The organism is Cedecea lapagei (assembly GCF_900635955.1).
Lineage (GTDB): Bacteria > Pseudomonadota > Gammaproteobacteria > Enterobacterales > Enterobacteriaceae > Cedecea > Cedecea lapagei.
Map to the genome: position 1 here is coordinate 1,062,301 of NZ_LR134201.1, position 12,586 is coordinate 1,074,886.

Below are 12,586 nucleotides of genomic sequence, written 5' to 3' on the forward strand. Positions count from 1 at the left end.
GGCCTGGCTACAGCATTTTGATAATACGCGCCGGGTTGCCGGCAACTACGCAATTTGCCGGAATATCTTTGGTCACCACCGATCCAGAGCCCACCACAACATTATCACCGATGGTGACGCCAGGATTAATCACCGCGCGGCCGCCAATCCAGACGTTATTGCCGATCGTTACCGGCTTGCCCAGCTCGACGCCGCTATTACGTGTTTCAGCCTCAAGAGGGTGTGTAGCGGTGTAAATATGCACGCCCGGCGCCAGCATACAGTTGTCGCCTATATGGATGGGGCAGGGATCCAGCATTACGCACTCAAAATTGGCGTAGAAGTTTTTCCCCAGATAGATGTTGTAGCCGTAGTCGCAGCGGAACGTCGGCTCAATATAGGCTCCTTCGCTTTGGCCCAGCAGCTCGGCGAGGAGTTCATCGCGGTACGCCTGCTCGTCGGGTGAGCTGTGGTTGTAGCGATGCAGCAGCTGGCGTGCTCTGTGGCTTTCACGCCGGAGGGTTTCATCTCCGGGTCGGTAAAGTTCGCCGGCAATCATTTTACGCTTCTCTTCGCTCATAAGCTTTTCCCTGTTCAGTGGTCTGTAAGACTAGCTAAATGTCGGAAGGAAAGAGCGGGGATCGTTCCCTGAGTGTGACGACGCTCACGTCGCAGGCTGCGGCGTGGCAAGACAAGGAGTGAGGAGAGCTGGCGGTATTTCGCTGGCCGGTTAACCGGCGTGAATCCGAATCCGTACCATAATGGCTAAGACAAACCAGGTAATAAATTGTGAGTTTAAATGTTATTTAATAAAGTTTGTAATTAACGAATAAATTTCCACACAGAGGGTGGGATTTTATCATACAGTTTATTCATTGTCAGTTCAGCGAGACGGTGATCGGCGGCTGAATAAAATACAGCCAGCTCATTATCTGATAATTCATATTTATTCTTTTCTATTACGCGTTCCAGCGTATCAATTGTCTGACAACGTCGCAGACGCATCAAATAATCGGTCTTGGTCAGTTTGGTAGTCATAAATTTGCCTTAAGTATTTTACTCTTTTTAGAACGAATGGCTCACTGGGTTAGCTCGGCTTTCGCTAATGAAACATCTGAACAAGCGATTCCCCGATTTACGCCACCGCTGCAGATCCTGCGCATTAATGCCGTAATTGCTAAACAACATGAAAGTATCGTCCAGGTATTCATCAATCTGTTCAATCAATTTGCTCTCGTCCGGATACTTAATCTTATAATTAAGCGCAGACGCGGCAATGTGCTCAATCAATTCATTCAGCTGTAGGTTTATGGCCGAAGTCGGATCATTAACCCATCCATGATTGCTCTCACCAAGGTTGGTCAGACAATCGTGGTACAGACTCTCACAGAGAAACTTCAGCTGCGCGATATCATGCCGCTTTGGTGAGTACTCGTCCATAGTGCTGCCCCTTTATCGGTAAAACAAATGATAAACACAACGGGTTGGGGTGGACACACCTGATGAGGTGAAGAACTGATGCCACGATTATTACATGTGCTGTAACTATAAATCAATATTGCCTGGATTTCATGCTGCTCTAACGAAAAATTACAATTAAGTTAAAAAAGGAGAATACGTTACTAAATGTGAATTAAGAGTTTCGTATAAATTTTAACATACATTATCATTGAACGATTAAGTAATAATGAGCAATGTTTATAACTTTCAGCCAGTTAATCAGCTTATAAGACTATTCTGTATCCGGTTAAAGAACAGGCGCTAATTTGTAAGAATATTCCCAAATAAATGCAATGCATCGGTTTTTGTTGTTCCATTAATCATGAATTAACGAGTGTTTAATCAGTTATTTTTCCCCTGGTGATAAGGCCGCTGCGTCGACGTTAACGGCGGGAGCGAGAATTAAAGTGGAAATAAGTGTGCGTTAATAAAAGGTTGAAACCGGTTTCTTGATTAATAAAAAAGGCCGCTAAATGCGGCCTTTTGTTTTGTTATTGAAGAGCTTACTGGTGATGTTCTACCGGATGCGCATGTTCAATATCTTCACTCTTGCGGCTGAAGCGGCGGCGTACAACCACGAAGAACACAGGAACGAAGAAGATAGCGAGTACGGTCGCGGTCACCATCCCGCCCATTACGCCAGTCCCTACGGCGTTCTGTGCGCCACTGCCTGCCCCGGTACTGATTACCAGCGGCATTACCCCGAGGATAAAGGCCAGAGAGGTCATCAGAATCGGACGCAGACGCATACGCACGGCCTCCAGCGTCGCTTCTATCAGGCCTTTGCCCTCTTTCTCCATCAGATCTTTGGCGAATTCAACGATAAGTATCGCATTCTTCGCCGACAGGCCAATGGTTGTCAGCAGGCCAACCTGGAAGTAAACGTCATTGGTGAGACCACGCATGGTCGCGGCCAGAAGCGCACCGAATACCCCAAGCGGAACCACCAGCATAACGGAGAACGGAATAGACCAGCTCTCATACAGCGCTGCCAGACAGAGGAAGACCACAATCAGCGAGATGGCGTACAGGGCAGGGGCCTGGTTACCGGACAGACGTTCCTGGTAGGACATCCCCGTCCAGTCAAAGCCGATACCGGTTGGCAGTTTCGACGCCAGCTGCTCCATCATCTCCATCGCTTCACCGGTACTTTTACCCGGTGCGGCCTGGCCGAGGATCTCCATGGACGGCAGACCGTTGTAACGTTCCAGGCGAGGTGAGCCGTATTCCCAGCGTGATGTGGAGAACGCGGAGAACGGAACCATCTGGCCGGAAGAGCCACGGACGTACCAGTTGCCGATATCGCTCGGCAGCATACGGTATGGCGCTTCCGCCATCACATACACTTTCTTCACGCGGCCGCGGTCAATGAAGTCATTGACGTAGCTGCCGCCCCAGGCTGCGCCCAGCGTGGTGTTGATATCGCTGATGGAGACACCCAACGCCTGCGCTTTTTCCTGATCGATATCGATTTTAAACTGCGGCGTATCTTCCAGACCGTTCGGACGCACGCCCACCAGCAGGTCAGAGTGCTGAGCAATCATGCCAAACAGCTGGTTACGAGCCTGAGTCAGCTGCTCGTGGCCAAGGTTTGCCTGGTCAATCAGCTGGAAGTCAAAGCCGGTAGCGGTACCCAGCTCGACAATCGCCGGCAGGTTAAAGGCAAAGACCATTGCGTCTTTAATCTGCGAGAAGGCGCCCATCGCTCGGCCAGCAATGGCCGGAACCTTGTTCTCCTCACCCGAACGCTCACTCCAGTCCTTCAGGGAAACGAAGGCCAGGCCGGTGTTCTGCCCACGACCCGAGAAGCCGAAGCCGTTAACGGTAAATACCGAATTAACGTTCGCTTTCTCTTTAGTCAGGAAGTAGTCGTTCACTTCGTCGAGCACTTTCTGGGTACGTTCCTGAGTTGCGCCCGCCGGCAGCTGCGCCATGGCTAACAGTACGCCCTGGTCTTCATCCGGCAAGAATGAACTAGGCAGACGAACGAACAGAATCGCCATGCCGGCCACAATCAGAACATAAAGCAGCAGGTAACGACCGGTGCTACGCAGAATATTGCCGACGCTGTCGGTATAGTGATGCGTGCTCTTGTCGAACATTCTGTTGAACCAGCCGAAGAACCCTTTCTTGTCATCGTGATGACCTTTCGGGATTGGCTTAAGCATGGTGGCACAGAGCGCCGGCGTCAGGATCATCGCCACCAGCACCGACAGCACCATCGCGGAAACAATGGTAATCGAGAACTGACGATAGATTGCGCCGGTAGAGCCGCCAAAGAATGCCATCGGGATAAATACTGCGGACAGCACCATCGCGATGCCCACCAGGGCGCCCTGAATCTGGTCCATGGATTTGCGAGTGGCTTCTTTCGGCGGCAGTCCGTCTTCCACCATCACACGCTCAACGTTTTCGACCACGACGATGGCGTCATCCACCAGCAGGCCGATCGCCAACACCATACCGAACATCGTCAGGGTGTTTATCGAGTAGCCAAACACGGCGAGGATAGCGAACGTCCCCAGCAGAACCACCGGTACCGCAATGGTTGGAATCAGCGTTGCCCGGAAGTTCTGCAGGAACAGATACATTACGAGGAACACCAGCACGATGGCTTCCACCAGCGTTTTAACCACTTCGTTGATGGAGATTTTAACGAACGGCGTAGTGTCGTACGGGTAAACAACCTTCAGACCCGCCGGGAAGAACGGCTCCAGTTTTTCTACCGTCGCGCGAACGGCTTCAGCGGTGTCCAGGGCGTTAGCACCGGTAGCCAGCTTGATCCCCAGACCGGAGGCGGGTTGGCCGTTATAGCGAGCGATAACATCATAGTTTTCGCCACCCAGCTCAACTTTTGCGACATCCCTCAGCAGGACGCGAGAGCCGTCCGGGTTGACCTTCATCAGAATTTTGCTGAACTCGTCTGCGGATTTCAGACGGGTCTGCGCGATGATCGAGGCGTTAAGCTGCTGGCCTTTGACCGGCGGCGTACCGCCAAGCTGGCCGGCTGCGACCTGGGCGTTTTGCGCTTTAATCGCGTTAATCACGTCAACAGGCGTCAACTGGTAGTTGTTCAGCTTGTTCGGATCCATCCAGATGCGCATCGCGTACTGCGCACCAAACAGCTGCACGTCACCTACGCCGTGGGTACGGCTGACCGGATCTTTAATGGTTGCGCCAACGTAGTCCGCGATATCTTCCTGTTTCATGGAGCCGTCGGTGCTGATCATACCAAGCACCATCAGGAAGCTACTGGAGGACTTCTCAACGCTAACACCTTGCTGCTGCACTTCCTGCGGCAGCAGCGGCATGGCCAGCTGCAGTTTGTTCTGAACCTGTACCTGCGCGATGTCGGCATCGGTGCCGGAGTCGAAGGTGATGGTTATCTGAACGGTACCCGATGAATCACTGGTCGAGGACATGTACAGCAGGCCATCGATACCGTTCATGTTCTGTTCGATAACCTGCGTGACGGTATCCTGTACCGTTTTAGCATCTGCACCCGGGTAGTTTGCCGAGATCTGAATAGCCGGTGGCGCGATCGTTGGATACTGCGCGATAGGCAATTTCATGATCGCAAGCGCACCCGCCAACATGATGATGATGGCGATTACCCAGGCAAAGATGGGGCGATCGATAAAAAACTTAGACATGTCTTAACGGCTCCTGTTTAAGTTAAGACTTCGGTTGTTCTGGCTGTGCGCCTGCGGCGGGTTGCTGTTGGCCTTTATTGTCTTCCGCAACTTCCTGAGCTTTTACCTGAACACCCGGTTTTACTTTCTGTAGGCCGGTAACAATGACGCGATCGCCGGTTTGCAATCCGTCGGTCACCAGCCATTTGTCGCCGATCGCCTGGCTGGTTTGCAGCTGGCGAACTTCAACTTTGTCATCCTTGCCGACAACCATCGCTGAGGCATCGCCGCGTGGAGTACGGGTGACCCCTTGCTGCGGTACCAGGATAGCGTTCGGGTTAACGCCTTCTTCCAGTTTGGCGCGAACAAACATGCCGGGCAGCAGCGTTTTGTCCGGGTTAGGGAAGATAGCGCGAAGGGTGATTGATCCGGTGGTCTGGTCAACGGTGACTTCTGAGAATTCCAGCGTCCCTTCCTGAGGATAGGCAACACCGCTGTTGGTCATCAGCTTCACTTTCGCTTTACCGTTTTCCTGTTTCAGTTTGCCGTCGGCCAGCTCCTGCTTGAGGCGCAGGAAATCGTCGCTGGACTGGGTGACGTCGACATAGATCGGGTCAAGCTGCTGGACGGTGGCCAGCGCGGTGGTTTGACCGCTGGTAACCAGCGCCCCTTCGGTGACCGCGGATTTACCGATACGGCCGTTGATAGGCGAGGTCACTTTGGTGTACGCCAGGTTAATACGCGCGGTTTCGACAGCGGCTTTTGCTGCGACGACGTCAGCGTTTGCCTGCTGTGCGGTTGCTGCCGCCGTGTCGTAATCAGACTGGCTGATGTATTTCGTTCCCAGCAGTTTCTGATAACGCTTGACGGTTAACTGTGCGAGATTGGCGCTGGACTGAGCTTTCGCCAGGTCGCCTTTCGCGCTGTCGTACGCAGCTTGATAGGTTGCAGGATCGATCTGATACAGCGAAACACCGGCCTGGATGTCGCTCCCTTCGGTGAAGTTACGCTTCAGAATAATACCGCTAACCTGAGGACGGACTTCTGCGATGCGGAAGGCGTTGGTGCGTCCTGGAAGCTCAGTAGTTATCTGCAATGGCGCGCTTTTCAGAGTCACTACACCCACTTCCGGGGCGTGCGGCGCACTCTGCTGAGTCTCTTTCTCGTTACATCCTGTAAGCGCTAAGCTGCCTGAGAGCATCAGAACGGCCGCCAGAGGCGTAAACCCTCTGTTTTTGTTCATATGTAAACCTCGAGTGTCCGATTTCAAAGTTGTTCAATGGATCAAATGTCCACAAACCCATTGCTGCGTTTATATTATCGTCGTGCTATGGTACATACGTTCACAAATGTATGTAAATCTGACTAAAGTAAATTCACCCCCATATGGCACGAAAAACCAAAGCTCAGGCGCTTGAAACCCGCCAGCATATCCTCGACGTTGCGATCCGCCTGTTTTCACAGCAGGGCGTCTCCGCGACTTCGCTTGCGGATATCGCTCAGGCTGCCGGGGTAACACGTGGTGCGATTTACTGGCATTTCAAAAATAAGTCGGAATTGTTTAGTGAGATCTGGGAACTAACAGAATCCAGTATTGGTGACTTAGAGATTGAGTATCGGGCAAAATATCCAGACGATCCACTGTCTGTGGTAAGAGAATTACTCATTTATATCCTACAGGCAACGGTGACAGAAGAGCGCCGTCGTTTAATGACGGAAATCATTTTTCACAAATGTGAATTTGTCGGAGAACTTGAGGTTCTGCAGCAGGCCAGACGCACGCTCTATATGGAAGGCAATGAACGTATTGAGGCCGCTTTACAGCGCTGTATTGACGCAGGGAAATTGCCTGCCAGCCTGCGCCTTTCCCTCGCCGTGACGCTGATGCGCAGCTACATTACCGGCCTGATCGAAAACTGGCTGGTGGCGCCGCAATCTTTTGATCTGCATGGTAAAGCCCCTGACTTTATCGCCATCCTGCTGGAGATGTTCCAGCTGAGCCCAACGCTCAACCCCTCGGCGTAATCTTCGCCACCGATTCACCCATTAAATGATTTGAGATTCCTCCGAGGGCGATTGCTATTCTGCGCCCTGAAGCCGTGCTATTCTGCGCATCTTCCGTGGCCTTTTACTTTTAGCTGGCACTCACCGTGCGCGGCACCGTAATGACTCAACCATGACTACGCAGCACAACGCTCTGTCGCGGACCTCTCGTTCCGCATTCATTCTTCTCCTGTGTCTCTTTATCTCCACTCTGCTGCCGTTTTCTATGGCTCAGGCGGCGCAAACGACTGGCGATCTGCCTGCGAAAGCGGAGGTTCAGTCGCAGCTGGAGACGCTGAATAAGCAAAAAACGCTGACGGCCGACGATAAGCTCGTCCAGAAAGATCTCACCGATACGCTTGAGATGCTGGACAAGCTCGACCGCGTGAAGCAGGAGACGGCGCAGCTTAAAACCACGGTCGCCCAGGCACCGGATAAGCTGAAGCAGGCTACCGACGCGCTCAATTCGCTGAGTACGCCAGCCGACGACGACGCGACTCGCAAAACGCTGAGCACGCTCTCTTTACGTCAGCTGGAGGCCCGCCTGACCAACGTGCTGGATCAGCTGCAGTCGGCGAATAACGACCTCTCTACGCTGAACAGCCAGCTCGTTTCGCTGCAAACGCAGCCGGAGCGGGTACAGAACGCGATGTACAGCGCTTCGCAGCAGCTTCTGCAGGTACGCAACCGCCTGAATGGCACTACGCCGGGTGAAGCCACCTTGCGTCCGAGCCAGCAAAACCTGCTGCTGGTACAGCAGGCGTTGCTCAATACGCAGATTGAACAGCAGCGTAAGAGCCTTGAAGGCAACACCGTTTTACAGGATGCGCTGCAGAAACAGCGTGACTACACCAACGCCAATATCGGGCAGCTTGAGCACTCGCTTCAGCTGCTGCAGGAGGCGGTTAACAGCAAACGCTTAACGCTGACTGAAAAGACTGCCCAGGAAGCCGTCACGCCTGACGATGCCGACACCAGCGCTATCCAGAATAACCCGCTGGTGCGCCAGGAGCTGGACGTCAACCACCAGCTCAGCCAGCGTCTGATTAATGCCACCCAAAGCGGGAACGAGCTGGTCCAGCGCAATATCCGCGTTAAAAACTGGCTTGACCGTGCGCTTCAGTCCGAACGTAACCTGAAAGAACAAATTTCGGTGCTGAAGGGGAGCCTTCTGCTGTCGCGTATTCTTTATCAGCAGCAGCAGACGCTGCCGTCCGCCGACGATCTTGAGGACCTCACCAACCGCATTGCCGATCTGCGCCTTGAGCAGTTCGACATTAACCAGCAGCGCGATGCTTTGTTCCAGAGCGACAGCTACGTCGGCAAGATTGAAGACGGGCATAAGAACGAAGTTAACGACGAGGTTCACGATGCGCTGACGCAGGTGGTGGACATGCGCCGCGAGCTGCTCGACCAGCTTAACAAACAGCTCGGCAACCAGCTGATGATGGCGATTAACCTGCAAATTAACCAGCAGCAGCTGATGAGCGTCAGCACCAGCCTGCAGAAGATGCTGACCCAGCAAATCTTCTGGGTTAACAGCAACAAGCCGATGAACTGGGAGTGGATCAAATCTTTCCCTGGGGCGCTGCACGACCAAATCAAGGCCATGAAGCTGGACGTCAGCTGGCATAAGGTGCTGGACGGGCTGTTTATGTCGCTGTTCACGGCTCTGCCGCTGCTGCTGCTGGCCGGCCTGCTGCGCTGGCGTTACAAATGGATAGACAAGCAGTTAGCTAAGCTCGCTTCTGAAGTGGGGCAGCTGCGCACCGACAGCCAGCTCAACACGCCGAAGGCGATCTTGCTGAACTTCCTGAAGGTGCTGCCGCTGACGATGGCGATCCTTGCGGTGGGGCTGGTGCTGCTGTTTATGCAGCTTAACATCAGCGAACTGCTGTGGGCGTTTGCCAAAGAGCTGGCGCTGTTCTGGCTGGTGTTCGGCATGGCGTGGCGCATCCTCACCAGCCGCGGGCTTGCGGTCACCTGGTTTAACATGCCGGAGCACCTCACTCGCCATTATCGCCGTCAGATTGTGCGCATCAGCTTTGCTCTGCTGCCGCTGCTGTTCTGGTCCGTTGTCGGGGAACTGTCGCCGCTGCACCTGATGGACGACGTGCTCGGGCAGTTTATGATTTTCCTTAACCTGCTGCTGATCACCGGCCTGGTTATCCCGATGTGCCGCGACAACTGGCGCGACAAAGAGTCTCATCCGCTGCGTCTGCTGACCATCACAGTGCTTTCCGTCGTGCCGGTGGCGCTGCTGGTGCTGACGGCAACAGGCTACTTCTACACCACGCTAAGGCTGGCTAACCGCTGGATTGACACGGTTTATCTGGTGATTATCTGGAACCTCATCCACCAGACGGTGATCCGTGGCCTGAGCGTTGCGGCGCGCCGTATCGCCTATCGCCGCGCGCTGGCGCGGCGTCAGAATATGGTGAAAGAGGGCGCAGAAGGTGCAGAGCCGGTGGAAGAGCCGCCGCTGGCGCTGGATCAGATTAACCAGCAGACGATGCGCTTAACCATGCTGCTGATGTTCGCCCTGTTCGGGGTGGTGTTTTACGCCATCTGGTCGGACTTAATCACCGTCTTTGCCTACCTCGACAGTATCGTCCTGTGGCATTACACCGGCAGCGAAGCGGGCGCGGCGGTGATGAAAAACGTTACCATGGGCAGCATCCTGTTTGCCGTGGTGGCCGCGATGGTGGCCTGGGCGCTGATTCGAAACCTGCCGGGCCTGCTGGAAGTGCTGGTGCTGTCGCGCCTGAAAATGCGCCAGGGGGCTTCCTACGCCATTACCACCATCCTCAACTACGCGATTATCGTGATTGGGGCGATGACGGTCTTCGGCTCGCTCGGCGTGTCGTGGGACAAACTGCAGTGGCTGGCTGCGGCGCTGTCGGTCGGTCTCGGCTTTGGTTTACAGGAGATTTTCGGTAACTTTGTCTCCGGTCTGATCATCCTGTTTGAACGCCCGGTGCGCATCGGCGACACCGTCACCATCGGGACATTCTCGGGCAGCGTCAGCAAGATCCGTATTCGCGCCACGACCATCATCGACTTTGACCATAAAGAGGTGATCATCCCGAACAAGGCATTTGTGACGGAGCGTCTGATCAACTGGTCGCTGTCGGATACCATGACGCGATTGGTTATTAAGCTTGGCGTAGCCTACGGTTCCGATCTGGATAAGGTGAAAGAGATCCTGCTGAAGGCGGCGAAGGAGCATCCGCGCGTGATGCATGAGCCGGAACCTGCGGTGTACTTCACCAACTTTGGCGCCAGCACCCTCGATCACGAACTGCGTTTGTGCGTGCGGGAGCTGCGCGACCGCAGTATTACTGTGGATGAGCTAAACCGCGCCATCGACAGGTTGTGCCGTGAAAACAATATCAATATCGCCTTCAACCAGCTTGAAGTGCATCTGCACAACGAAAAGGGTGATGAGCTGACGGAAGTGAAGCGCGATCTGCGCAAAAACGGCGGCCTGCTGCCGCCTTCCGACTAACTGTGGATCTCAGCGGGAAGCGTTTTCTTCCCGCTGTTTACGCAGAAAATCTTCGCGAACAATCTCCAGCGCCGCAAGCGCAGTGTCCGTTGGGATCTGATGCTGCTCCAGCAGCATGATTAAGTCGACGGCCAGTTTGACCTCGTCCGGGGCGTTATCCAGCGACATTGTTGTTCCTTTTTGGTTAGCTCAAGCCGCGTTCGCGTCTTTCAATGGCTTTTTCTATGCGGGCCAGCGCCTGGCGGCAGCGCTGCAGGCGACCTTCCAGCGCGGCCAGCTCACGCTGAAGCTTTTGCTGGCCTGCGAGCGTGGCCTGCAGCGAAAGCTGGCTTTCGCGATCGCTCACCATCGCCAGCAGACGCCGCTCATAATCCTGGTGGGTGGCCAGTTTTTCGTACAGGTTCTCCTGCACCTTTTGCTGCGGCTCACTTTTGCGTAAATGCGCGGTGGCTAATTCCCGCTGCAGCGCGGCAATTTGCGCGACCAGCTTTTCTGCGACAAACGCGACCTGGTCCGTTTTACCCTGACTGACGCTAAGCTGTAGCTGGGCCAGATTGGCCTGGGCCTCCTGAAGGTAATCTTTCAGCTGCGTGCTGTGGGTATGGAAGAGCTTGCGGTCAAAGCGCGCCTGGCTTGCCCGCTGCAGGGCGACAGGCTCTACGGCTGCCGCCAGCTCGGCTATGCGAGCTTCAAGGGCTTGTAACAGCGAAGCGGTTTTCACAAAATGGCTCTCCAGGATTGTCAGGGGTTACAGCATGAAGCGTCTTATTCTACTCATCATCGGCTGGTTGGCGGTAGTGCTCGCGACGCTGGGTGTGATATTGCCGCTGTTACCGACAACCCCTTTTTTGCTGCTGGCCGCGTGGTGTTTTGCCCGATCGTCGCCGCGTTTCCATCACTGGCTGCTCTACCGCTCATGGTTTGGCGGCTATTTGCGCTACTGGCAGCAGCACCGAGCGATGCCCCGTGGCGCTAAGCCAAAAGCTATTCTGTTTATTCTCCTCACCTTTGCGATTTCGCTCTGGCTGGTGAAGATCGTGTGGGTTAGAATTTTGCTGCTGGCGATCCTTTGCGCGCTGCTGCTCTTTCTGTGGCGTATTCCCGTGGTTGATGAAGCGCAACAAAAGCGATAAACCGCAGCAGAAGCTGTTGCAATTGTCGCGCCCAGCCAGTAAATTCGAGCGTTTTCGAGCAGGGGTACAGCGGGTTAACTCTTAACCAGCGGTTCACATTCGAACCGACATGTACTCTGTTTAGTATCATGTTTTTTGCAGGCATAAACCGATGACCGCGACTGCGCAGCAGCTTGAGTATCTCAAAAACAGCATTAAAAGCGTTCCTGATTATCCAAAACCAGGCATTCTGTTCCGCGACGTGACCAGCTTGCTGGAAGATCCTAAAGCCTATGCCACCAGCATTGCCCTGTTGGTTGCTCGCTTTAAAGATGCCGGTATCACCAAGGTGGTGGGGACCGAAGCGCGTGGCTTCCTGTTTGGCGCACCGGTTGCGCTGGAGCTGGGCGTGGGTTTCATTCCGGTACGCAAACCGCGTAAGCTGCCGCGTGAAACGATCGCTGAAAGCTACGAGCTGGAATACGGCACCGACAGCCTTGAGATCCACGTTGACGCCATCAAGCCGGGCGATAAAGTGCTGGTGGTGGACGATCTGCTGGCCACCGGCGGCACCATTGAAGCGACGGTAAAACTGATTCGTCGCCTGGGTGGCGAGGTTACCGATGCGGCGTTCGTGATTAACCTGTTCGATCTTGGCGGCGAGCAGCGGCTGGAAAAAATGGGCGTGAAAAGCTTCTGCCTGGTGCCTTTCCCGGGGCACTAAGTTCGTCGCTGTTACCATAGAGTGACAAGCCTCGCTCGCCCATCGGGCGGGGCATATGTTAGCATTACCCCCTCGATTCACCTTTCCC

At 54.3% G+C, this 12,586-nt stretch carries 11 protein-coding genes; 4 read left to right on the forward strand and 7 right to left on the reverse strand.

Features of this window, described 5'->3' with window-relative positions:
* Positions 1 to 7 precede the first annotated feature (7 nt).
* From maa to EL098_RS05255, 5 genes are all read right to left on the reverse strand, one after another.
* Positions 8 to 559, reverse strand: a complete 552-nt coding sequence (gene maa / locus EL098_RS05235; protein ID WP_126355300.1) for a maltose O-acetyltransferase — start codon at positions 557 to 559, stop codon at positions 8 to 10.
* A 242-nt stretch (positions 560 to 801) separates the two neighbouring features.
* Entirely contained in the window at positions 802 to 1,017 is a 216-nt protein-coding gene (locus EL098_RS05240) for an HHA domain-containing protein (RefSeq protein WP_008460299.1), read from the reverse strand.
* 27 nt (positions 1,018 to 1,044) lie between these two features.
* Positions 1,045 to 1,419, reverse strand: coding sequence for an Hha toxicity modulator TomB (gene tomB / locus EL098_RS05245; protein ID WP_008460297.1), 375 nt, complete (start codon positions 1,417 to 1,419; stop codon positions 1,045 to 1,047).
* Positions 1,420 to 1,982: 563 nt separating this feature from the next.
* The gene (gene acrB, locus EL098_RS05250; protein ID WP_126355301.1) at positions 1,983 to 5,132 is read right to left on the reverse strand and encodes a multidrug efflux RND transporter permease subunit AcrB; all 3,150 of its coding nucleotides are present in this window, start codon (positions 5,130 to 5,132) and stop codon (positions 1,983 to 1,985) included.
* Between the two features lie 22 nt (positions 5,133 to 5,154).
* Positions 5,155 to 6,354, reverse strand: a complete 1,200-nt coding sequence (locus EL098_RS05255; protein ID WP_126355302.1) for an efflux RND transporter periplasmic adaptor subunit — start codon at positions 6,352 to 6,354, stop codon at positions 5,155 to 5,157.
* A gap of 143 nt (positions 6,355 to 6,497) precedes the next feature.
* Between EL098_RS05255 and acrR the strand changes: the two genes are divergently transcribed.
* Positions 6,498 to 7,136: a multidrug efflux transporter transcriptional repressor AcrR gene (gene acrR, locus EL098_RS05260; protein WP_126355303.1), complete on the forward strand. Its 639-nt coding sequence runs from the start codon at positions 6,498 to 6,500 to the stop codon at positions 7,134 to 7,136.
* Positions 7,137 to 7,287: 151 nt separating this feature from the next.
* On the forward strand, positions 7,288 to 10,662 hold the full coding sequence (gene mscK / locus EL098_RS05265) for a mechanosensitive channel MscK (RefSeq protein WP_126355304.1): 3,375 nt from the start codon (positions 7,288 to 7,290) through the stop codon (positions 10,660 to 10,662).
* Between the two features lie 9 nt (positions 10,663 to 10,671).
* Here the strand turns inward: mscK and rsmS are convergent, their stop codons facing one another.
* Together rsmS and priC are read right to left on the reverse strand one after the other, a co-directional pair.
* The gene (gene rsmS / locus EL098_RS05270) at positions 10,672 to 10,830 is read right to left on the reverse strand and encodes a pleiotropic regulatory protein RsmS (protein ID WP_126355305.1); all 159 of its coding nucleotides are present in this window, start codon (positions 10,828 to 10,830) and stop codon (positions 10,672 to 10,674) included.
* A gap of 16 nt (positions 10,831 to 10,846) precedes the next feature.
* The gene (gene priC / locus EL098_RS05275; protein ID WP_126355306.1) at positions 10,847 to 11,383 is read right to left on the reverse strand and encodes a primosomal replication protein PriC; all 537 of its coding nucleotides are present in this window, start codon (positions 11,381 to 11,383) and stop codon (positions 10,847 to 10,849) included.
* A gap of 34 nt (positions 11,384 to 11,417) precedes the next feature.
* On the opposite strand from priC, the gene EL098_RS05280 reads away from it, so the two are divergent.
* Both EL098_RS05280 and apt read left to right on the forward strand, forming a co-directional pair.
* Positions 11,418 to 11,795 carry a DUF454 family protein gene (locus tag EL098_RS05280; RefSeq protein ID WP_126355307.1) on the forward strand — a complete coding sequence of 126 codons (378 nt, stop codon included), beginning with the start codon at positions 11,418 to 11,420 and terminating at the stop codon, positions 11,793 to 11,795.
* 151 nt (positions 11,796 to 11,946) lie between these two features.
* Positions 11,947 to 12,498, forward strand: a complete 552-nt coding sequence (apt, locus tag EL098_RS05285) for an adenine phosphoribosyltransferase (protein WP_126355308.1) — start codon at positions 11,947 to 11,949, stop codon at positions 12,496 to 12,498.
* Positions 12,499 to 12,586 lie beyond the last annotated feature (88 nt).